Origin of the sequence: Streptomyces sp. NPDC058812 (assembly GCF_042744565.1) — a bacterium.
GTDB classification, from domain to species: Bacteria; Actinomycetota; Actinomycetes; order Streptomycetales; family Streptomycetaceae; genus Streptomyces; species Streptomyces thinghirensis.
This window is the reverse complement of sequence record NZ_JBHYOB010000007.1, coordinates 60,860-82,600: the sequence shown is the minus strand read 5'-3', so window position 1 is coordinate 82,600 and position 21,741 is coordinate 60,860. Positions and strand designations below refer to the sequence as shown.

Genomic DNA, 21,741 nt, shown 5'->3' with positions numbered 1-21,741 from the left:
GTCGTCACCCCGCTCCGGCGTCCGCCCCGCCTGCCGCGGTGCCCGCCGGCTCGGCCGGGCCGGGCTCGACGAAGCTGTACGGCGGCAGGGGACCGTTCACGCGCACCTCCAGGTGCGGCATGTCCCCGCGCGCCCGCTCCACGGCGGCGAGGAACTCCTCGGCCGAGTCCTGCTTCACCAGGAACGAGACGTTGGCCAGCCACCCGGTGGACTCGGGACCCACGCTCACGGCGTCGGCGACCGGTTCCAGGGTCCGCTCCAGCACGACCGCGTCCTCGGCCTCCTTGCCCTGAATCGCGGCCGCGACCATCTCACCGAGCTGGATCTTGCTCTCGTAGCTGCCGCCACCCGACTGCCGGTTGGACTCGGCCAGGGCCCGGATCTCCGGGTTCTCGGCCATCACGTGGTGCAGCACGGCCTCTTCGACGTGGTTGGCCTTGACGTTGTACTCCACCCGGCCGTCCAGCGCCCCGAGGCGTTCCTTGTAGTGCTCGGCCCGCTCGGCGAGCACGCCCGTGACCGCGCTGTCGTCCGGGGCCACGCTGCCGAACCGCATGGGCAGCACACAGCCGCCCGCGCCCGCCTCGCTGAGCACGTTCTGGTGGGCGAGCAGCTCCCTGCGCTTGGGGCGCAGGCCCTCGGGCGCGTCGCTGACGACGGCCGCCAGGTCGCCCGCCCCGATGACGCGCACCTCTCGCGGTGGTTCACCGACGCCGGCCAGTCCCTCGGGGAGCGAGGGGTGGGAGCCGGCGGTGATGCCGTAGACGTACGTACTCACTCCTGCTCCTCCTTCCGGCGCGAGGGCGCGGCCTTGCGGGCGCGCGGACGCGACGCGGTCTCGCGCTCGCGCTCGGAGCCGTCATCGTCACGGGCCTGCTTGAAGGCGTCGGAGATGGTCTCGGCGGCGCCGGACAGCGCCCCCTTGGACTTGCCCTTGGCGCCGGACTCGGTCATCTGCCCGACCAGGTCGGGCAGGCCCGGGTCCTTGCGCGGCCCGGCCTCCAGGTCGAGCCGGTTGCACGCCTCGGCGAAGCGCAGATAGGTGTCGACGCTTGCGACGACGACACGTACGTCGATCTTCAGGATCTCGATGCCGACCAGGGAGACGCGGACGAATGCGTCGATGACGAGCCCCCTGTCCAGAACAAGCTCAAGCACGTCGTAAAGGCCGCTGCTGCCGCCTCCACCGCCGGTCTGTTGTGCCGGTACGACAGTCATGCCAGCTGTTCCTCCATCTTCTTCGTGGGTGTGCGGTCGGGTGTGGGTGCGGTCGGTCCGGTCGGACGGACTAGCGGCCGCCGGAACCGCGTGCGTCGGCCCGGCCGCGCTCGTAGCGCCTGACGCGCCGGTAGCCGCTGAGCTGCCCCTGGGAGTCGAGCGCCACCTGGTAGCTCCCCATCAGGCTCATGGTGTCGGGCACCCGCTCGAGTTCGAGGACCTCGACCTCCAGCGCCCAGCCCTCCTCCGTCTGCTCGAAGGACGACACGGTCTCCGCGGTCATGCCGGTGAGTTCCGCGAGCTGGGCGCGCGCCTGGCGCAGCACCTCCATCGGGCTGGGCCGACGGTCCGCCGCGATGTTGTTGTCTGTCTCTTGCGGTTCTTGTGGCTCCTGAGAGTCTCGTGACTCTTGAGAGCTTCGTGGCTTTTGGGAACGCTGTGATCTCTGTGAACTCTGTTGTGAACTAGGCGAATCGGGCGTTTTCTTCGTGTTCGACATGGCCACCTCCCCCTCCGTGTGGCCGCAAGAGTGTTCGCCAAACCTCCACGGGCGCATGCAAGTGCCACTCGCCGACGCCCCGCCGAAACCCCGGGCCGGGTCAGCCGTCGGGTCAGCCGCGCAGGGCGTTCAGCCGCCGCCGAGCAGGCCCCAGGGCCCGGGCGCGGCTCATGGCCCCGGCCCACGGCTGGGTGCGCGCCTGATCTACGGCGTCCGCGATCGTCCAGCGGCGGGCGTGCAGCGCGGGGTCGTCCAGTTGGTCCCAGGAGACGGGGGTCGCCACGGGCGCGCCGGGCCGGGCGCGGACGGTGAAGGGAGCCACCGCGGTCTGCGCGTAGGCGTTGCGCTGGATGTCGAGGTAGAGCCGCTCGCCGCGGTCCTTCTTGCGGGCGGCGGTGGTGAGCCGGTCGGGATGGGCCGCGGTCAGGACCTCCGCGACCTCTCTCGCGAACTCCCTTACCTCGTCGAAGTCCTGATGGCCGTTCAGCGGCACGACGACGTGCAGTCCCCGCGACCCGGTGGTCATCGGCGCCGAGGGCAGCTTCAACTCGTCGAGCAGCTCGCCCAGCAGCCGGGCCGCCGCCCGGACCGCCTCGAAGTCGTCGCCGGCCGGGTCGAGGTCGAAGACCATGCGGTCCGGCCGGTCGACGCGCCCGACCCGGGACAGCCAGCGGTGCAGGGTGAGGGCGGCCTGATCGGCGAGGAGGACAAGGGTGGCGGAGTCGTCGCAGACGGTGTGGCAGACGGTGCCGCCCTCCTTGCCCACCTCGACGCGGCTGATCCAGTCCGGATAGTGCTCCGGAGTGTTCTTCTGCATGAACCGCGGCCCGTCGACGCCGTCCGGGTGCCGCTCCAGCATCAGTGGGCGACCCCGCAGGTGCGGCAGCATGAACGCGGCGACGGCACGGTGGTAGTCGACGAGATCGCCCTTGGTGTACTCCTGCGCGCCGCCGTCGCCCTTGGGGAACAGCACCTTGTCCGGCCGGTGGACCTCCACCGTGCGCCGGCCGGCCCGGACGGTCCGCACGGCGTCTCCGCTCACGGGACGATCGCCTGCTCCACCAGCATCCGTACGGCCGCCTCGACGGACTCGGCGTCGATCCCCGCGGCGTGCAGCTCCTCGGCCGGGGTCGCGGAACCCGGCATCGTCCCGACGGCGAGCCGGACCAGGCGGGGCACGGGCCGTCCGTCGCTGAACGCGTCGAGGACGGCGTCGCCGATGCCGCCCTCCTGGCGGTGGTCCTCCACGGTCACCAGGCAGCCGGTGTCCTCGGCGGCCTCGCGCAGGGTGGCCCGGTCGACGGGCTTGACCGAGTACAGGTCGATCACCCGGACCGCGATGCCGTCCTCGCCGAGGGCGTCGGCAGCGGCGAGCGCCTCGTGCAGGGTGACGCCGGCCGCGACGACGGTCAGCCGGTCGCGGTCGGAGGAGCGCAGCACCTTGCTGCCGCCGACGGGGAACTCCTCGTCGGGGCTGTAGATCACCTTGCTCTCGCCGCGCGAGGTGCGCAGGTACCGGATGCCCTCCAGGCCGGCCATCTCGGCGACGAGGCGGGCGGTCTGATTGGCGTCGCACGGGTAGAGCACGGTCGAGCCGTGGATGGCCCGCATCATCGCGAGGTCCTCCAGGCCCATCTGACTGGGCCCGTCCTGGCCGATGGCGACGCCCGCGTGGGAGCCGACGAGGTTGATGCCGGAGCCGCTGATGGACGCCATGCGCACGAAGTCGTGGGCGCGGGTCAGGAAGGCGGCGAAGGTGGTGGCGTACGGCACCCAGCCGCGTGCCGCCATGCCCACCGCGGTGGCGACCATCTGCTGCTCGGCGATGTAGCACTCGAAGTAGCGCTCGGGGTGTTCCTTGGCGAAGAACTCGGCGCGCGTGGAGTCGCCGACCTCGCCGTCGAGGGCGACGACGTCGCCGCGGGCGGTGCCGAGTGCGGCGAGCGCCTCTCCGAAGGCGTTGCGGGTGGCGACCTCGTCGCCCTTGTCGTAGCGGGGCAGCTCGGTCTGTCCGGTGCCGGCCGAGTGCAGTGCCCGTGCGGACGGCGGCTCCTGGACCTGGACCGTGAGCTCGCGCGGCCCGCCGAGTTCCGCGATCGCCTCCTCGGCCTCCGGCAGCGGCTTGCCGTGCTGGCCCTCGCGGTCCTCCACGGACTCGACGCCCTTGCCCTTGAGGGTGCGCGCGATGATCGCGGTGGGCTGTCCCTTGGTGGACAGGGCCTCGCCGTAGGCGCGGTCGATGGCGTCGACGTCGTGGCCGTCGATCTCGATCGTGTGCCATTCGAAGGCCCGGAAACGGCGCGCGTACGCGTCGAGGTCGTGACCGTGCCGGGTCTGGCCTCGCTGGCCGAGCCGGTTGACGTCGACGATCACGGTGAGGTTGTCGAGGTGCTCGTACCCGGCGTGCTCGGCGGCCTCCCACACCGACCCCTCGGCCATCTCGCTGTCGCCGCACAGCACCCAGACCCGGTAGTCGGCGTGGTCCAGCCGCTTGCCGGACAACGCGATGCCGACGCCGACGGGCAGTCCCTGGCCCAGCGAACCGGTGGCCGTCTCGACCCACGGCAGCCGCTGCGGGGTCGGGTGCCCCTCCAGGCGGCTGCCCAGCTTGCGGAAGGTCAGCAGCTCCTCGTCGTCGATGGCGCCGGCCGCCTTGTAGGCGGAGTAGAGGAGGGGCGAGGCGTGTCCCTTGGAGAGGACGAAGCGGTCGTTGCCGGGGTGGGCGGGGCGCTCGAAGTCGTAGCGGAGGTGGTTGGCCAGGAGTACGGCCATCAGGTCCGCGGCGGACATCGAGGACGTCGGGTGTCCGGAGCCCGCGGCGGCGGACGTCCGTACGCTGTCGACGCGCAGCTGCTGTCCGAGGTCGACGAGTTCACCGGTGTTCATGAGTCTCCTTCTGCGGCGCGGCCGTCGGAACGCTTGACGGGGCCGGGGGCGATGTCGGGTCCGGGGGGCGGCTGGTCCGCCGGGGGTTCGGGGCCGGGATCACCGGGCGCACCGGCGGACCGGGCGGGCGCCGCACCGGCGGGCCGGGGCTTCCCGGGCGCCCCGCCCGTCCGCCGTGGCTCGGCGGGCGCGTTGGCGGAGGGCGGCTTGGCCGGCGCCGCGGTGGACGGCGGCTTGGCGGGCGCACGGGCGGGGCGGGACTTCGCAGCGGCACCGGCCGGGCCGCCCTTGGCGGGCTCGCCACCGGGCTGGTTCTTGGCGGGCTCCCCACCCGGCTGGTTCTTGGCGGGCTCACCACCCGGCTGGTTCTTCGCAGGCTCACCACCCGGCTGATTCCTCGCCGGCTCACCACCCGGCTGATTCCTCGCCGGCTCACCACCCGGCTGATTCCTCGCCGGCTCACCACCCGGCTGATTCCTCGCCGGCTCGCCGCCCGGCTGGTTCTTGGCGGGTTCGGCACCAGGGCGGCCCTTGCCGGCCTGGTGCTTGGCAGGCTTCCCCCCGCCCTGCCGGTCCGTGCGGGGCTGGTCCTCGGCCGACCGCTTCTTGCCCGGGCGACCCGCGACCGACCGGCCCTCGGCCGACCGGTCCTCGGCCGGCTCTCCGCCGGGCGTGCCCGTCACCGGCTTGCCGTCGGCCGGCTCGGCACTCGACCGGTTGCCCTCCGCGGGCCTGGGGCCGTCTCCGCGTCCCGGGCCGTCTCCGGCCGCCGCGCTCTCCTTGTTCCGTGTCCCCGTGTCGCCCGGCACCCGCGCCACCTCCGGCGACGCCGACTCCAGCGGCACGGACCAGGACCGTACGAGGCCCAACTGGACGGCCTGACGGGGCAGCACCGCGTCGAGCAGCCAGTCCGCGGCGACCCGGACCCGGTTGCCGGGCATCGCCGCGAGGTGGTAGCCCCGGGTGACCGCGCCCGCCGCCGGGCCGGACATCGGCAGGCCGAGCGGGTTGGCGGCGGCCTTCGCGCCACCGAGGTCCACGACGAACCCCATGTCACGGTGGCGGTAGACCCGCCGTTCGCCGATGCCGAGCGAAGCGGCGACGTTCTGGGCGCAGACCTTGCCGTGCCGCCAGGCGTGCTGCGCGGTCATCGGCGTGTACTGGCCGGGCTGGTGCAGGTCGGGCACCGCGGCCACGTCACCGCACGCGAACAGCTCGGGCCGCCCCGGCACCTGGAGGTGCGGGTCGACGAGCAGCCGGCCGCGTTCCATGGGCAGTCCCAGGGACTGCACCAGGGGATCGGGCCGCACGCCCACGCACCACACCAGCGTGCGCGTGTCCACACTCGTACCGTCGGTCAGCAGGACCCCGTCGTGCGTGGCCTCCTTCACGGAGGTCCCCATCCGCACGTCGACGCCCCGCTGCCGCAGTACCCGCTCGGCGGTGCGGGAGAGCCGTTCGTCCATCTCGGGCAGTACCCGGGGCGCCACGTCCAGCAGCATCCAGCGGGGCCGCATGCCGGTGCGCATCGGATGCTTGCGGACCTGCGCGTCGGTGTACATCTGACCGTGCGCGGCGACCTCGGTGCCGGTGTACCCGGCGCCGACCACGACGAAGGTGCACCGCGCGGCGCACTCCTCGCGGTCGTCGGCAGCCGCGGCCAGCTCCACCTGCCGGGTGACGTGATCGCGCAGGTACAGCGCCTCCGGAAGCCCGCGGAAGCCGTGGGCGTGCTCGGCGACGCCGGGAATGGGCAGCAGCTTGTTGACGCTGCCCGCGGCGAGCACCAGCCGGTCGAAGGGCAGGGTGCCCTCGCCGCCCTCCGGGTCGGTGTAGTGCACGGTGTGCCCGTCGAGGTCGATCCCGTCGGCCTCGCCGAGCACCAGCCGGACGCGCGGCAGGGTGCCCGAGAGGGACACGCTGACGCGGCGCGGTTCCAGGATTCCGGCGGCGACCTGGGGCAGCAGGGGCAGGTAGAGGAAGTAGTCGGTCGGGTTGAGCAGGGTGATGTCGGCCTGGTGCCGGGTGAGCCGGGACAGGGTGCGGGCCGTCCGGTACCCGGCGAAGCCGGCACCGACGATCACGATGCGGGGTCGGCTCACGGTTCGCCTCCGGGCTGTCGCGTACCTCGTGAGCCTTCCGCGTCCCCCTGGCCAGGGCACCCAAACGTCCGCGGGGCCCCTGCGACGCCCCAGCGCCGCCGGTTTCCGGCCGGGCGCCCGGGTACCCGGGCCGGGACCCACCCGCCCCATGTCCCGGAGGCAACCCCTCATGCCCGAGTACGGCTACTTCCTCTCGTGCGAGCAGTACGGTCCGGCGGAACTGATCGAACAGGCGCGGATGGCCGAGCAGGCCGGATTCCAGGCACTGTGGATCTCGGACCACTACCACCCCTGGAACGGCGAGCAGGGGCAGAGCCCGTTCGTGTGGTCGGTGATCGGCGCGCTGTCCGACGCGGTGTCCCTGCCCATCGAGACGGCGGTGACCTGCCCGACCGTGCGTATCCACCCGGCGGTGGTGGCGCAGGCCGCCGCGACCAGCGCGGTGATGACGGACGGCCGCTTCCGGCTCGGCGTCGGCACCGGCGAGGCGCTCAACGAGCACATCCTCGGTGACGCCTGGCCGGCCGCGCACGTTCGCCTCGAGATGCTGGAGGAAGCCATCCTGATCATGCGCCGGCTGTTCACCGGCGAGGAGGTCAACCACCACGGCACGCACTACACGGTGGAGAACGCCCGCCTGTACACCGTCCCGGACGAACCCGTCCCGATCGACATCTCCGGTTTCGGCCCGGCGGCGACCAAACTGGCGTCGCGGGTGGGCGACGGCTACATCACGATGATGCCGGACACCTCGATGGTGGAGCAGTACCGCAAGGGCGGGGGCGGCGGGAAGCTGGTCAGCGGGGGCACCAAGGTCTGCTACGACACCGACCGGGACGAGGCGGTACGGACCGTGCACCGGCTGTGGGCCAACGAGCAGCTGCCGGGCGAGCTGGGCCAGGTGCTGCCCTCGCCGAAGCACTTCGAGCAGGCGCAGACCCTGGTCACCGAGGACATGGTCCGGGACAGCCGGGTGTGCGGCGACGACGTGGACGAGCACGTCGCGGAACTGAAGGGGTTCGCCGACGCCGGCTTCGACCGCGTCTACGTCAACCAGATCGGCCCCGACCTGCGCGGCTTCTTCGACTTCTACCGCACGAAGGTGCTTCCGCAGCTCCAGCGGGGCGCCTGACCCGGGCTGCCCCAGCCTGACCCGGGCGGCCCGCCCCGCCCCGCAGCGTGACGCCCCCCGGACGCGTGTCCGGGGGGCGTGGCTCTGGCTGCGGCCGGTCAGCCGCGGCCGTGCGGGGCCTCGGGGTCGATGTCGTCCTGGCGCGGCGCCGCCGGTCCGGTGCCGCCCGGCGCGGGCGTGCCCGCACCCGGGGCGCCGGTCGCGCCGCCGACGCCGCCGGGCGCGACGGGCGGCATCGGCGGGTACGGCATGCCGAGCCCGCTCGGCGGCACACCCGGTGCGTCACCACCGACGGTGTGCTCGTGGCCGGCGCCCGGCCGGGACGCGTGGGGCCGGGCCGCGCCACGCAGCAGGTAGGCCACGACGCCCAGGAGGGCGGCCGTGATCAGCGCGGCGGCCCAGTCCGGCAGGCCGACTGCGAGGGCCAGGCCCACGGTGAGCGCGAGGGCGGCACCCGCGTACAGGGCGGCGGCGCCGGACGCGGCGTACAGCGTGGCCTTGCGGCGCTGCTTCCGCGTCTGTTCCCGCAGCTCGTCGCGCACGGTCTCGCGTGCCACCTGCGCCAGTTCGTCGACCAGATGCTTGTCCAGGTGTTCCAAGTGATCCATGCGGTCCATACGTTGCGGGTACCCGCGGGCGGGACTTCCATGGGCCGGACCGTGAGTGGGACCCCGCCTGTCCCAACTAGGCTCGTCCGCATGGACATTCTGGGAGCCACACTGCGCATCTACGTCGACGACCTGGACAAGGCGATCCCCTTCTACGAAGGTCTGGCCGGCGGTCGGGCCCACCGCTTCGAACGCGGCGGTGTCGAAGTCGCCGCGGTCGGCTGCTTCCTGCTGATGAGCGGACCCGAGTCCCAGCTCGAGGTGTTGCGCAAGGTCGCCGCGACGATCGCCGTGACGGACGTCGAGGAGACCCATCGTGTCCTCACCTCGCTGGGGGCGGACGTCATCGCGGGTCCGGTCCCGACGCCCGTGGGCCGCAACCTGATCGCCCGGCACCCGGACGGGGCGATCTACGAGTACGTGGACCGGCGGGGGTAGCCGGGTCGGCCGGGGCAGCGGCGGCCCGGGCGGGCTCATCCCCCGTCCGGCCGCATCCGGAAGTCGTGGCGGGCCGGGAGCGGTTCGTCACCGAGCCGGGCCCACAGCCGGCCGAGGCTCTCCGCGCCCTCCCGCAGGTCGGCGACCTCGAAGCCCTCGTCGAAGACGGCCCGCGCCGCCTCGCGCCGGCCCTCGGCGGCCAGCAGTTCCGCCTCGGTCAGCCGGAACCGGCCGCGGGCCCGCGTCTCGGGGTGCAGCCGGTCCCACACGGCACGGGCGTCCGCCGTGCGCCCGACCGTCAGCAGCGCCTCGATCGCCTCGCGGCCGAGCGCCGCGGCGACGGCCGTCCGCTCCGCGTCATCGACGCGGGCGTCCGTCTCCTCCCGCCGCTCGCGCAGTCGCTCGCACAGGTCGTCGAAGGCCTCGGCGTACCGGTCGGCGGCCCGCTCGTGGTGGCCGTCCTCCTGGTCGGCGACGGCGAGGCAGCGCAGCAGCGGCCAGCCGGCGGCGGCGGTCTTCAGGCCGCGTTCCCAACTGCGCACCGCCTGGGCCCGGTCGCCGCCGTGCCACTGGGCGACGCCGAGGTGGTACTCGGCGATCGGCGTGGCGGCCGTGGTCTCCAGCATGTCCCGCCAGGGCCGGGCGACCAGCGTGTCCCCGGGCGGTTCGTGGCGCCCCGGTTCGGGCAGGGACCCGGCGCGCAGCAGGTGCAGCCAGGGCCGCTGATCGTCGCCGAGGGTGTTCTCCTCGAAGGGCGTGCCGGGCAGCTTCCAGCCCGCGCGCAGCACTTCGAGCGCGCCCCAGCCCGATCCCGCTGCGAGGATCTCGCCGGGCTCGGCGTCGGCGTACGGCCGCCATGCCTCGTACGCCGCGTCGACGTCGGCGCGCGGCAGTACCGCCTCCAGCCGCTCCTCGGCGCCGCGCAGTGCGGTGTGCCACTCGCCCTCGGGTGCCGCGTCGAGCGGCCCGTAGGCCTCCAGCCACGACTCCTCGCTCTCCGCCTCCAGCTTGACGTGTTCCAACTGGGTGCGGGCGAGCCCGGCCTGGATCTCGCAGTAGCCGCCGGTGCCGGGCTCGGTGAGCCACTCCTGCCAGCGCCGCCCGCCGGGACCCGTGCCCCACACGAACAGCTTGCGACCGCGCAGCACGTCGGTCGACGTCTGCACCAGCCCGTGCCCGTGCTCGTCGAGCGCGGCGATCCAGCGGCGTCGGCCGTCCGGCACCTCGTAGAAGTAGTCGGCGGGGTACGTGCTGTTCAGCGGGTACGTCCGGTCGGCGCCGTCGTACGACGGGACCGGCACCCGGCGCAGTCGCCGCTGGTAGCCGAAGTACCAGGCCGCGTCGGCCGGGGCGAGGACGCGCCGCTCCTCGGGCACGGCGATGTTGGACCACCAGTACGTCGGCACCGGGCGCTCGTGCGGGTTGCGGATCCGTACGCCGACATGGAGGAAGTCCGAGCCCTCCGGCAGCCACAGATCGACCTGGAAGGGCAGGTCGCGCAGCCGTTCCCACTCCCACAGGCGCAGCATCTCGCCGCCGTCGGGGGCGGGCACCCGGGCGGCGTGCACGGGCGAGCAGGACAGGGTGGTGTGGCCGGTGGCTCCGATGTTCCATTCGACGCCGCCGGAGAACCAGGCTCCGTTGAGGGCGAAGTTGGCGGGCTGGAGCACGGGGTTGACGTAGAGCAGCTCGCGGTCGGTCGGCTTGTGGAGGAGAGAGGCGATGCGGCCGCCGAGGCCGGGCAGGACGGTGGCGCGCAGCCGGTCGTTCTCGATGACGAGGGCGTCCAGCTCCCGGGCCTCGCGCTGCCGGTCGTAGCCGTCCCGGAGCCGCACGGGCAGCAGGCTGCGCAGTGGCTCGTAGCCGACCTGGCGGGCCATGTCGCGCGGCAGGCCGGCCCGGTCGCGTTCGTCGATGCGGTGGGCCTCGTCCAGGGGGCGCAGCGGCGGCAGGGGGTTGTCCGGTCCCAGCGGCGCGGCGGGCAGGCTCAGTACCTCACGTCGGATCGTCGTCACGCTTCCCCATGGAAGCCGCTCACCGGTGCTGTGAACAGGGGCACCGGCGGTCACGTTCGCGCGACGTCGCTCACGTTTGATTCGCTGGGTGCCGTGTCCGCGGCGGCGAAGGGGCGCGCGGTCGACGCGTGCGCGACGACACGATGAAGATCAACCGGAAGTCACGGTCTCGGCGGTGATCGCCCAGCGCTGGTGGTCGCGCCAGGCCCCGTCGATGTAGAGCATCCTCGGCGAGAAGCCCTCCAGGTGGAAGCCGCAGGCGCGGGCCAGTGCGATCGAGGCGAAGTTGCCCGGCTGCACGTTGATCTCCAGCCGGTGCAGCCGCATCGGTCCGAACGCGTACCGCACGACGAGGTCCAGCCCTTCGCGCATCAGCCCGCGCCCCGCCGCGTGCGCGAAGGCGCCGTAGCCGAGCGCGCCGCTGAGGAAGCCGCCCTCGACGATGTTGTTGATGTTGACGAACCCGGCGATGGAGCCGCCGTCCGCCCCGCCCGTGTCCTTCTCGCACAGCAGGAACCCGGCCTTCGTCCGGTCCTCGATCAGCCTGGCGGCGTAGGCCTCGTACGCCTGGGCGCTGTCCGGCGGGAAGAGCCACGGGTGGTGCAGGTCCTTGCTCTCCCGGGCCCGGGCGGTGAACTCGGCGCCGTCCTCGTAGGTGAAGTGCCGTATGCCCACGCGAGGGCCTTCGGCGAGGTGGCGGGATGCGTTGTGCGGCATTTCGCCAGCCTACGACGCCTTGTCGCCGCGCGCGGGGCCGGTCGGCACCGTGGTCAGCGCAGTGCCGACCGGTCCAGCGCCAAGGTGCCCGCGTCCGCGTCCAGTTCCGCCGTTACGCCGAACGGGATGGTCAGCGCTCCCTCGCAGTGGCCGAAGCCGAAGTCCTCCACGACCGGCACGCCGAGGCCGCCGAGCCGGTCGGCCAGCATCGGCCGCAGCCGCTCGTAGGGCTCGCACTCGTGCCACGAGCCGAGCAGCACCCCGGCGACCCCGTCGAGCCGGCCGGCGCGCAGGAGCTGGGTGAGGTAGCGGTCCAGCCGGTACGTCTCCTCCCCCACGTCCTCCAGGCACAGCAGGCCGCCGCGCGCGGTGGGACGGGCGTGCGGGGTGCCCAGTTCGGCGGCGAGCAGGCACAGGCAGCCGCCGAGGGTGACGCCGCGTGCCCGGCCGGGGACCATGGGCGTGCCGCCGGAGGCGATCACGCGGACCGTCTCCGGCGCGAACAGGGTGGCCCTCAGATGCTCCTGCGCCCGCGCGTTCTTCAGGAAGTCGATCCCCGCGGCCATCGGCCCGTGCAGTGTGACCAGGCCCAGCCGGGTGGCGAACGCCTCGTGCAGCGCGGTGATGTCGCTGAAGCCGACGAACACCTTCGGCCCGGCCGCGCGCATCGCCTCCCAGTCGAGCAGGTCGGTCACGCGCTGCACGCCGTACCCGCCGCGGGCGCACAGCACCGCGTCCACGGACGGGTCGCACCAGGCGGCCTGAAGGTCGGCGGCCCGGTCGGCGTCGGTGCCCGCGAGGTAGTCGAAGGTGCCGTGCCGGTCCAGGACGTGCGGGCCCACGACCGGGTCGAGGTCCCAGCCGCGCAGCACGTCCAGGCCCGCCTGCAGCCGCTCCTCGGGGACGGGCCCGCTGGGCGCGACGACGGCCACCCGGGCGCCGGGGGCGAGCCGGGCCGGGCGGGTCAGTTCTGTCACCTTCGTCACCGGTTCAGCGCCAGGGTCGAAATGCCGCGCGGGTCCAGAGCGAACACCTGGGAGTAGAGGGAGAGTTCGGCCTCCAGGGCGCGCACCATGGTCTCCGCCCGGCGGAATCCGTGCCCCTCGCCCTCGAAGGTGAGGTACGCGTGCGGCACTCCCCGGCCCGCCATGCGGGAGAGGAACCGCTCGCACTGCACGGGCGGGCAGATCACGTCGTCCAGCCCTTGGAGCAGCAGGAACGGCGCGGTGACCCGGTCGGCGTGCTCGGCGGGCGACCGCTCGACGTACCGGTCGGGCACCTCGGCGTACGGGCCGATGAGGCTCTCCAGGTACTGCGACTCGAAGTCGTGGGTCTCCCCCGTGCCCCAGCCGGTCAGGTCGAGGATCGGGTAGATGACCGTGCCGCAGGCGTAGACGTCGGTCGTGGCCAGCGAGGCGGCGGCCGTCCAGCCACCCGCGCTGCCGCCACGCACGGCGAGCCGCTCCCGGTCGGCGGTGCCTTCGCCGGCCAGGGCGAGGGCGACGGCGGCGCAGTCCTCGACGTCGACCACGCCCCACTGCTCGCGCAGCCGGTTGCGGTACTCCCGGCCGTGCCCCGTGGAGCCGCCGTAGTTGACCTCCGCGACGCCGATGCCGCGCGAGGTGAAGTAGGCGATCTCCAGGTCCAGTACGAGGGGGGACCGGCTGGTGGGACCGCCGTGCGCCCAGACCACGTACGGCGGCAGCTCACCGTCCGGTGCGAGGCAGCCTGGGTTGTGCGGCGGATGGATGTGGGCGTGGATCTCGCGCCCGGCGGGTCCGGTGAAGGTGCGGAGCTGCGGCTCGGGGTAGTACGCCGGGTCCACCGCGTCGTCGTGCGGGGCGCCGATCACCCGGGTCCGGCCGGTACGGGGGTCCAGCTCGACCACCTCGTAGGCGCTGCGCGGGCTCGCACCGACCGCCACCACTCTCCCCCACCCTCCGGGCGGGGCGACACCCGTCTCGCTTCGCTCGCCGTGCGCGGCGAGGGTCGCCGCGAACTCGGTCCAGGGACCCGCGGCGTCGACGACCTCGCCGGTCTCGGGGTCGAGTATGCCGAGGGCGGTGGCGCCACGGCCGTGCACGACGGCGATCAGGCCGCTGTCCAGCGGGGCGAACCAGCGCTGCCCGAGCTTCCACAGCGGTCCGCCGAACTCCTCCTCGCGGGCGCAGAGCGGCCGACCGTCGCGGTAGAGGTTCCACCAGCCGGTGCGGTCGGAGGCGTGGAGCAGAGCGCCGTCGGACGCCCATTCCACCTGGGCGATGGACTCCTCGGGCCCACCGGCGACCGTCCGGGCGTCCCGGAACGTACCTTCCGGGCCGATCTCGGCGACGACCAGCTCGGTGCCGTCCCAGGGCATGCGCGGGTGGTCCCAGGCGAGCCAGGCGGCGCGCCGCCCGTCGGGCGAGACGCGGGGGCCGGTGACGAAGCGGTGCCGGGCGCCGGTGAGTTCGCGGACCGCGTCCCGCCGGCCGGCCGCCGAGCCGTCCAGCGGTACCGCCGCCAGGACCCGGCGCACGTCGCTGGGCCCGTCACCGGTGAACTCCTCCAGGACGCACCACACCTCGCCGCGCTCGCCACGCACGTCCGGCTCGGCCCAGCGCAGCCCGCCGCCCACCGGGGAGACGGGCGTCAGCGGACGCGGCTCACCACCACCCGGCTGGTAGGCGTACAGCCGCTGGTCGGCGAAGTGCACGAAGACCACCAGCGGCCCGGTGTCGGTCATGTGCGCGCCCCAGGGCCGGCCGCCGTACTCGATGACGCGGCTGCGGACGTTCCAGGGCGCGGGCAGCACCGGCTCCTCGGTACCGTCGGGATGCCGCCGCACCAGCGTGCGCCGACCGCCCTCGGTGGGCCGGGGGGCCGTCCACCACACCTCGTCGCCGACGAAGCCCACATCGTCGGGGCGCCCGTCGTGCGCGGCGGCGAGGGCCGCGTCGATGGGCGAGGGCCACGATCCGTACGGCAGAGTCTGCACCGACTCCCCCACTTTCTCCTCCAGATACTCGTCGGTCGGGCCCCTGAAGGCCTGGCTGCTACGCCGTGCGCAGGAATCGGTCGAGAACGCGGACGCCGAAGTGCAGCGCCTCGACGGGGACACGCTCGTCGACGCCGTGGAAGAGGGCCTGGTAGTCGAAGCCCTCGGGCAGCTTCAGCGGCGCGAATCCGTAGCCGGTGATGCCGAGCCGCGAGAACTGCTTGGCGTCCGTGCCGCCGGACATGCAGTACGGCACCACGTGCCCCTCGGGGGCGAACTCCTCGACGGCGGCACGCATCCTCGCGTACGTCGGTGAGTCCACCGGCGCCTGGAGGGCGACCTCGCGGTGGGCGAACTCCCAGTCCACGTCCGGCCCGGTGAGCCGGTCGAGGGTACTGCGGAACTCGTCCTCGCAGCCGTGCAGGAAGCGCCCGTCGACGTAGGCGACGGCCTCCCCGGGGATGACGTTGACCTTGTAACCGGCGTCCAGCATGGTCGGGTTGCTGCTGTTGCGGACGGTGGCCTCGACCAGCCCCGCGGCGGGACCGAGCTTGTCCAGCAGCGCGTCGACGTCGCGCAGGTCGGTCTCGATGCCGTAGACGGCGGCGAGTTCGGTCAGCGCGGCGCGCACGGTCGGGGTCAGGCGCAGCGGCCACTCGTGGTCGCCGATGCGGGTGATCGCCGCGGCGAGCAGGGTGACCGCGTTCTCCCGGTTCACCTTGGAACCGTGTCCCGCTCGCCCCCGCGCGGTGAGCTTGAGCCAGCCCGTGCCGCGCTCACCGGCGGCGATCGGGTAGAACTGGCGGCCGGCACCGTCGTGGAAGGTGAACGCCCCGGACTCGCTGACGCCCTCGGTGCAGCCCTCGAACAGCGCGGCGTGCCGGTCGGCGAGGAAGCCGGAGCCGTCCTCGGCGCTGGCCTCCTCGTCCGCGGTGAACGCGATGACGACGTCCCGCCGGGGCCGTACCCCCTGCCGGGCCCAGTCGCGCACGACGGCCAGGATCATCGCGTCCATGTTCTTCATGTCGACGGCGCCGCGACCCCAGACGACGCCGTCGCGGATCTCGCCGGAGAACGGGTGCACGCTCCAGTCGGCGGCCTCGGCGGGCACCACGTCCAGATGACCGTGCACGAGCAGCGCGCCGGCCGACGGGTCGGTGCCCTCGATCCGGGCGACGACGTTGGTACGGCCCTCGGTCCGCTCCAGCAGTGTGGGCTCGATCCCGGCCTCGGCGAGCCGCGCGGCGGCGTACTCGGCGGCCGGGCGTTCCCGGCAGTCGCCGCCGCCCCGGTTGGTCGTGTCGATGCGGATCAGCTCCGAGGTGAACCGGACGACCTCGTCCAGCGCCTGCGCGTCGGTGTGCTGGGGCTGCTCAGCCATACTGCTCCTCCACGGCGGCCGAGGCGATCGTGGTGACCGCCTTGAAGGCACGGATCGCCTCGAACATGGTGTCGTGGGTGTACGCCACCTTCCGCTCCGCGATGCGGGCCACCCCCGGCACGACGGTCGAGGCCGCCGCCAGGTGCTCGGCGTCGAACTCCACGGCGACGGTGAACGGCCCACCGCTCACCGGCTCGTGCCGCACCGCGAGCGCCGCCGCCTCCTTGGCCGCCGCCCGGATGTCGGAGGCGGTCCTCGCCGGCGTACGGCACACGGCCGCGTACCGCGACACATGGTCCTTGACCGCGACCTTCAGCGCCTCGGGCGCGTACCCGAGCGCGTCCTCGCAGGCCACGTCGTCCCCGGTGACCAGCACGACCGGCACCCCGTACTCGGCGACGACGTGTGCGTTGAGCAGACCCTCACTGGCCCGCACGTCGTTCAGCCACACGCCGGTGATCTGGTTGGCGAGGTAGGTGTGCGCGAGGACGCCCTCCATGCCGGCGCCCGCGTGGTACCCGATGAACGCGATGCCGTCCACGTCCCCGTGCTGGACGCCCTCCACCATGGACAGCGCCTTGTGCCGCCCGGTGAGCATCTGCGTACGCTCGTCGAGCCGTTCCAGGAGCAGGTTGCGCATGGTCCAGTGCGCCTCGTTGACGAGCACCTCGTCGGCACCGCCGTCGAGGAAGCCCAGCACGGCGGCGTTCACGTCCGAGGTGAACATCGACCGGCACCGCTCCCACTGCGGCGTCCCCGGCAGCACGTCGGCCGGCCAGGTGACACCGGTGGCGCCTTCCATGTCGGCGCTGATGAGGATCTTCATGCCTCGAAACCGTACGCGCTGCCCGGCCGCCCCGGCCAGAGCTGTGGACAACTACCGGTGGTAGGGACCACTGAACTCGCCCCGTACGGCCTACGACCAGCCCTTCTACGGATTCGGCCGATCATAGGACCAGGCGCACAGCCCGCCCTTCCTCCTCCCGACGGCGTACACCCGGTCGTCCCGACCGCCGGAGCGAGGAAGAGTGGCACTGTGCACGCCGTCAGCGAGAACGTCCACGCCGGTACGGCCATGAACCGCCGCGCCGCGTCCATGTACGGCGGCGCGCCATGACCCATCCGGGCACGCTCGTCCTGATCATGGCCGCGGCCGTCCTGGCGCCGCTCCTCGTGCACGCCACGGGACGTCGACTCCGCGTTCCGCTGGTCGTCTTCGAGGTCGTCCTCGGCATCCTCATCGGCCCGCAGGTCCTGGGCTGGGCGCACCCCGACAAGCTCGTCGACACGCTCGCCGATCTCGGTCTGTCGATGCTGATCTTCCTGGCGGGCTACGAGATCGAGTTCGCCGCCGTCCGCGGCGACACCCTGCGCCGTTCCCTCCGGGCCTGGCCGGTCTCGCTCGTCCTCGGGATCGGCCTGGGCTTCCTCTTCAGCGGCGGTGAGGTTTTCGAGGCGTTCGTCGTCGGCACCGCCCTGACCAGCACAGCGCTGGGCACGGTGCTGCCGATGCTGCGGGACCGCGGTGAGCTGCGGGGCCGCTTCGGGACGGTGGTGTCGGCCTTCGGCGCGGTCGGCGAGTTCGGCCCCGTCGTCGCCATGGCGCTGCTCCTCAGCGGACGCCGGCCCGCCGAGTCCGCGGCCCTGCTGGCCGCGTTCGGGGCGATCACCGCCGCGGCCGTCTTCTGGGCGCTGCGCCCGCGCCCGCCGTGGTTCGGCGAGCTGACCGAGCGGACCCTGCGCAGCAGCGGCCAGTTCGCGGTCCGGTTCGTCATGCTGCTGCTGGCCTGCATGCTGGGCCTCGCCGAGGTCTTCGGCCTCGACGTGCTGCTGGGCGCCTTCGCCGCCGGCGTGCTGACCCGCCTCGTGCTGCACCGGGCCGCGCCCGCGAGCAGCGAGGAGGTCGTCGGCAAGGTGGAGGCCCTGGGCTTCGGCTTCCTCGTGCCGTTGTTCTATGTCGTCACCGGTATCGAGTTCGACCTGGAGGCGTTGCTGGACGATCCGGTCGCGCTCCTGCTGGTGCCGGCCTTTCTGCTGCTGTTCCTGCTGGTGCGCGGCGGACCGGTGTACCTGCTCGCCCCGAAGGACCTGAGCCGTACGGACCGGTCGGCCCTCGCGTTGTTCGCCTCCACCTGTCTGCCGCTGGTCGTCGCGATCACGACCATCGGCGTCGACCAGGACCTCCTCGGCACGGACCGGGCCGCCGCGCTGGTCGGCGCCGCGATGATCTCCGTACTCGTGCTGCCTTCGCTCGCGACGCGGCTGCGCTCGGCAACCGGCGGGACGGCGAAGCCGGCGGCCGCCCAGGAGGGGGCGAAGGACACGGAGGCGTGGTGACGCCCAGGGGGCCGCACGTCGGCACCGTGCCAGCGCGTCCCCATGCCACCGCCCCGGGCGCCCGTCACTCGAGCCGCCCCGCCACCACCCACGTCGACGGCAGCTCGATCCGGGTGCCGTCCGGTGTGTACTCCGTGGTGATCAGCGGCAGTTCACCGCTTGCCAGGACGGTGAGTCCGGCCGCGCGGAGGTACTCGGGCACCGCCTCGTCGGGAACCGATCCCGGGGTCAGGCCGTGCCGGAGGACGGGCGCGAGCTTGGCAGGCGGCCCCTCGGGCCCCTGGGCCAGCGCCATCAGCACGGTCTTGGCCGCCTGGGAGGGCTCCACCAGGAAGGCGCGGCCGCGTTCCCCGACGAGGGCGGCGAGGGCGTCGGCCAGCGGTTGCCGGTCGTCGGGCTGGCACTGGTGCAGGACGCCCCGCACATAGACGTTGGCGTCTCCCAGCTCCGCGTGCAGCGTCTCCGCCTCGGCCTTGTCGGCGGCGTCCAGCTGCCGGTACGCCGCCTGTCCGGCGGGGTCGGCGTGCCGGGCGTGGTCGAGGGCGGCGGCGCTCAGGTCGGCGCCGACGACATGCGGGAAGCGGTCGGCGAAGTAGCGGGTCTGGGTGCCGTTGCCGCAGCCGAGGTCGATCATCGGCAAACCGGGATCGGTCAGGTGCGGCTCGAAGTGGGCCAGGTGGCGGCCGGCGGTCAGCATCGGCTCCGCGTCCCAGAACACCGCCCCTTGGCCCTCGGGTGCCTCGTTCCAGAAGCTCTCCCAGGCGTCCCGGTACCGACTCGTCACGCTCATGCCCGACTCCCCAGGTGCGACGACGTACAGCCCGTCGGAGGTGACGGGCCCGTACGGTGTACCGCGCCCGGCGCACGGCCACAAGCGCCCGGCGCATTCCTTCACCGGACGTGCGAACGGAGCGCGCCCCCCTGACTGCGCGCGGCGGCTCATCGGCGGGGCAGCGTCAGCTCGAACCAGACGGTCTTGCCCGCCTTCGTGCGGCTCGCGCCCCATTCGCGGGCGAGGGTGCTGACGACGCGCAGCCCGCGCCCGTTCTCGTCGTCGGGGCCGGCGCTGCGCAGCGCCGGCAGTTCGTGGTCGTCGTCGTCCACCTCGCACAGCAGCGTGTCGGCGCGGACCAGACGCAGCTCGACCGGCCGGGAGCGGGCGTGCCGTACGGCGTTGGTGACGAGTTCGCTGACCATCAGCTCGGCGGGGTCGGCCAGTTTCGGCAGACCCCAGTCGTGGACCTGCTCGCGGACCGCCGCGCGGGCGCGGCCGACCTCGGCCGGGTCGCGGGCGAGGCGCCATTCGGCCACGGCGTCGGGCTCGATGCCGCCCAGCCGTACCATCAGCAGGGCCACGTCGTCCTTGCGGCCCCCACGTGTGCCCAGCGCGCGGATGATGGTGTCGCAGGCGTCGTCCATGGACGCGGCCGGGTGGGCGGCGGACTCGCAGAGGGTGGCGAGGCCGACGCCGATGTCCTCGCCGCGCACCTCCACCAGGCCGTCGGTGCACATCACCAGCCGGTCGCCGGGCGCCACCGGCACGCGTACCGCCTCGAAGGGCACCCCGCCGACGCCGATCGGCGCTCCCGTGGGCAGGTCGATCAGCTCGCTGGCACCGTCCTCGGCCCGGACCAGTACGGGCGGGATGTGACCGGCGTTGGCGAGGCGCAGTTCACCGGCGATGGGGTCGTAGACGGCGTACAGGCAGGTCGCCAGGTGGGTGTCGCCGAGCCGCTGGGCGAGGTCGTCGAGGTTGCGCAGGAGTTGGGCGGGCGGCAGGTCGAGCCCCGCCATGGTCTGCACGGCGGTGCGCAACTGGCCCATCATGGCGGCCGAGTTGAGGCCGTGCCCCATGACGTCGCCGACCACGAGGGCGGTGCGGGCGCCGGGCAGCTTGACCGAGTCGAACCAGTCGCCGCCGACCCGGCCGAGGAGGGTGCCGGGCAGATAGCGGGTGGCGATGTCGCAGCCGGCCATGCGCGCGGGGATGTGCGGCAGCATGCTGTCCTGGAGCGTCTCGGCGACGTTCTCCTGGTACGTGTACATGCGGGCGTTGTCGAGGACGAGACCCGCGCGGGCGGCGAGTTCGGCGCCGGTGACCCGGTCCATGTCGTTGAAGACGGGCCGCTCCGGGTGCCGGAGGAGGATCATGAAGCCCAGGACGACGTTGCGCGCCTTCAGCGGCACCAGCAACATCGAGCGGCCCGTGATGAGCGGCCGGATGTCCCGCTTCTCGAACTGGGAGGCGATGGCGTGGCCCATCTCCTCGGTGATGCGGGGCACCAGGACCGGCTCGCCGCTGGTCATGCACTGGAAGAAGGGGGTGTGCGCCGGGAACGGCATGGCCTCGCCGACCGGTACGACGTCGTCCCAGCGGCCGGGTTCGTCGGTGTGCTCCAGGGCGACCCGGTGCCACATCGTCGTCGTGTCCGGCACGCCGTCGGGGAACCCCTCGCCGGCGACGACCTGTTCGCGCAGGTAGGTGCCGGCGACGTCGGTGAAGCGCGGGACGACCGCCTTGCTGACCTCGACGATGGTCCGGGAGAGGTCGAGCGAGGTGCCGATCCGTCCGCTGACCTCGTTGAGGAACTCCAGGCGTTCGCGGACGGCGGCGTACTCCAGGTCCTCGGCCTCGTCCCGCAGGTCGTCCGGCACCGGCTCGCCCGCCGCCAGCGCCCGGGCCGCCCGCTCGCGACGCGCCCTGCGCTCGGCGCGCCGGGGCACGCCCCAGTCGGGGGTGACGGGCACCCGGTCGTTCTGGCTGAACTCCAGGATCGGATAGCCCAGTTCGAGGACCTGCGCGACGATGCGGGCGCTCTCGCCGACGCTCATGCTGGGCAGGATCTCGGGGAGGCGGCGGGCGAGTTCCTCGGCACCGGGGAAGTCGGTGTGCAGCGCGAAGCCGGGCGCGATCCGCTCGACGGTCGTCTCCCGCCCGCCGCCGTCGGCGTAGTCCCGGCGCAGGCCCTCCGCGTCGGCGGCCAGCACCAGCAGCCGCTCTCGACCGGGTCCCACCAGCGGGTACGCCCACCACAGCACGTCGACGCGGTCGTTGCCCGGCACGGTCAGGCGGGCGCGGCCCGCCGCCGGGTAGGACAAGCGCCCGTCGAGGGAGGACTCCAGCCCAGGCCCGAGGCCGTCGTAGGCCGCGTACGAGCCGTACCCGGTGACGTCCCCGTCCTCGGGGAGCACGCCCGAGACGGGCAGCAGGTCGGGGGCGGGCCGGCCGATCGCCTCTTCCTTGGGCAGGGCGAACAGCCGCCGTGCGCCCCGGCTCCAGTGGGAGACCAGCCCGTCGCGGTCCACCACGACGACGGCCAGCGGGACCCGGCCCGCCACGGGGTCCGTCGGCACGGCGCCGGGTCCGGCACGGCGGCCTGGAGGTGCGTCCCGCTGGGTGCCATGGTCCATGGCGTCAGGCCCTCTCTCCC

The 21,741-nt window shown here is 73.4% G+C and carries 18 protein-coding genes; 3 read left to right on the top strand and 15 right to left on the bottom strand.

Features of this window, described 5'->3' with window-relative positions; genetic code table 11:
- Positions 1 to 4 precede the first annotated feature (4 nt).
- From ACFW48_RS16155 to ACFW48_RS16130, 6 genes are all read right to left on the bottom strand, one after another.
- A complete protein-coding gene (locus ACFW48_RS16155) occupies positions 5 to 778 on the bottom strand; it encodes a GvpL/GvpF family gas vesicle protein (RefSeq protein ID WP_386315073.1) in 774 nt (257 codons plus the stop codon).
- The gene (locus ACFW48_RS16150) at positions 775 to 1,218 is read right to left on the bottom strand and encodes a gas vesicle structural protein GvpA (RefSeq protein ID WP_386315070.1); all 444 of its coding nucleotides are present in this window, start codon (positions 1,216 to 1,218) and stop codon (positions 775 to 777) included. Before ACFW48_RS16150 ends, ACFW48_RS16155 begins: the two co-directional genes overlap by 4 nt.
- 70 nt (positions 1,219 to 1,288) lie before the next feature.
- Positions 1,289 to 1,717: a gas vesicle protein gene (locus tag ACFW48_RS16145; RefSeq protein WP_386315068.1), complete on the bottom strand. Its 429-nt coding sequence runs from the start codon at positions 1,715 to 1,717 to the stop codon at positions 1,289 to 1,291.
- Positions 1,718 to 1,829: 112 nt separating this feature from the next.
- Positions 1,830 to 2,759 carry a non-homologous end-joining DNA ligase gene (ligD, locus tag ACFW48_RS16140; protein WP_386315065.1) on the bottom strand — a complete coding sequence of 310 codons (930 nt, stop codon included), beginning with the start codon at positions 2,757 to 2,759 and terminating at the stop codon, positions 1,830 to 1,832.
- A complete protein-coding gene (locus tag ACFW48_RS16135; protein WP_386315063.1) occupies positions 2,756 to 4,603 on the bottom strand; it encodes a transketolase in 1,848 nt (615 codons plus the stop codon). Before ACFW48_RS16135 ends, ligD begins: the two co-directional genes overlap by 4 nt.
- On the bottom strand, positions 4,600 to 6,705 hold the full coding sequence (locus ACFW48_RS16130; protein WP_386315060.1) for an FAD-dependent oxidoreductase: 2,106 nt from the start codon (positions 6,703 to 6,705) through the stop codon (positions 4,600 to 4,602). The genes ACFW48_RS16135 and ACFW48_RS16130 overlap by 4 nt, the downstream gene beginning before the upstream one ends.
- Positions 6,706 to 6,874: 169 nt before the next feature.
- Here ACFW48_RS16130 and ACFW48_RS16125 point away from each other — a divergent pair, with 169 nt between their 5' ends.
- Positions 6,875 to 7,837 (top strand): LLM class F420-dependent oxidoreductase, encoded by a 963-nt coding sequence (locus ACFW48_RS16125; protein ID WP_386315058.1) that lies wholly within the window; start codon positions 6,875 to 6,877, stop codon positions 7,835 to 7,837.
- A 98-nt stretch (positions 7,838 to 7,935) separates the two neighbouring features.
- On the opposite strand, the gene ACFW48_RS16120 is transcribed toward ACFW48_RS16125, so the two are convergent.
- Positions 7,936 to 8,454, bottom strand: coding sequence for a phage holin family protein (locus tag ACFW48_RS16120; RefSeq protein ID WP_386315056.1), 519 nt, complete (start codon positions 8,452 to 8,454; stop codon positions 7,936 to 7,938).
- 81 nt (positions 8,455 to 8,535) lie between these two features.
- On the opposite strand from ACFW48_RS16120, the gene ACFW48_RS16115 reads away from it, so the two are divergent.
- Positions 8,536 to 8,883: a VOC family protein gene (locus ACFW48_RS16115; protein WP_121750033.1), complete on the top strand. Its 348-nt coding sequence runs from the start codon at positions 8,536 to 8,538 to the stop codon at positions 8,881 to 8,883.
- Positions 8,884 to 8,918: 35 nt separating this feature from the next.
- Here the strand turns inward: ACFW48_RS16115 and ACFW48_RS16110 are convergent, their stop codons facing one another.
- The 6 genes from ACFW48_RS16110 to ACFW48_RS16085 all read right to left on the bottom strand — a co-directional run bounded on the left by ACFW48_RS16110 (position 8,919) and on the right by ACFW48_RS16085 (position 16,799).
- On the bottom strand, positions 8,919 to 10,898 hold the full coding sequence (locus tag ACFW48_RS16110) for a DUF5107 domain-containing protein (RefSeq protein WP_386315052.1): 1,980 nt from the start codon (positions 10,896 to 10,898) through the stop codon (positions 8,919 to 8,921).
- A gap of 150 nt (positions 10,899 to 11,048) precedes the next feature.
- Complete coding sequence (locus ACFW48_RS16105) at positions 11,049 to 11,615, bottom strand: GNAT family N-acetyltransferase (protein ID WP_386315050.1); 567 nt, start codon at positions 11,613 to 11,615, stop codon at positions 11,049 to 11,051.
- A 53-nt stretch (positions 11,616 to 11,668) separates the two neighbouring features.
- Positions 11,669 to 12,592 carry an LD-carboxypeptidase gene (locus ACFW48_RS16100; RefSeq protein ID WP_386315674.1) on the bottom strand — a complete coding sequence of 308 codons (924 nt, stop codon included), beginning with the start codon at positions 12,590 to 12,592 and terminating at the stop codon, positions 11,669 to 11,671.
- Positions 12,593 to 12,597: 5 nt separating this feature from the next.
- The gene (locus ACFW48_RS16095) at positions 12,598 to 14,592 is read right to left on the bottom strand and encodes a prolyl oligopeptidase family serine peptidase (protein WP_386315047.1); all 1,995 of its coding nucleotides are present in this window, start codon (positions 14,590 to 14,592) and stop codon (positions 12,598 to 12,600) included.
- A 58-nt stretch (positions 14,593 to 14,650) separates the two neighbouring features.
- A complete protein-coding gene (locus ACFW48_RS16090; RefSeq protein WP_386315044.1) occupies positions 14,651 to 15,973 on the bottom strand; it encodes a M20/M25/M40 family metallo-hydrolase in 1,323 nt (440 codons plus the stop codon).
- Positions 15,966 to 16,799: a M55 family metallopeptidase gene (locus ACFW48_RS16085; RefSeq protein ID WP_386315041.1), complete on the bottom strand. Its 834-nt coding sequence runs from the start codon at positions 16,797 to 16,799 to the stop codon at positions 15,966 to 15,968. The genes ACFW48_RS16090 and ACFW48_RS16085 overlap by 8 nt, the downstream gene beginning before the upstream one ends.
- 287 nt (positions 16,800 to 17,086) lie before the next feature.
- Between ACFW48_RS16085 and ACFW48_RS16080 the strand changes: the two genes are divergently transcribed.
- Complete coding sequence (locus ACFW48_RS16080) at positions 17,087 to 18,310, top strand: cation:proton antiporter (protein ID WP_386315038.1); 1,224 nt, start codon at positions 17,087 to 17,089, stop codon at positions 18,308 to 18,310.
- A 64-nt stretch (positions 18,311 to 18,374) separates the two neighbouring features.
- On the opposite strand, the gene ACFW48_RS16075 is transcribed toward ACFW48_RS16080, so the two are convergent.
- Both ACFW48_RS16075 and ACFW48_RS16070 read right to left on the bottom strand, forming a co-directional pair.
- Positions 18,375 to 19,100, bottom strand: coding sequence for a class I SAM-dependent methyltransferase (locus tag ACFW48_RS16075; RefSeq protein WP_386315036.1), 726 nt, complete (start codon positions 19,098 to 19,100; stop codon positions 18,375 to 18,377).
- Positions 19,101 to 19,249: 149 nt separating this feature from the next.
- Entirely contained in the window at positions 19,250 to 21,721 is a 2,472-nt protein-coding gene (locus ACFW48_RS16070) for a SpoIIE family protein phosphatase (protein ID WP_386315034.1), read from the bottom strand.
- Positions 21,722 to 21,741: the final 20 nt, after the last annotated feature.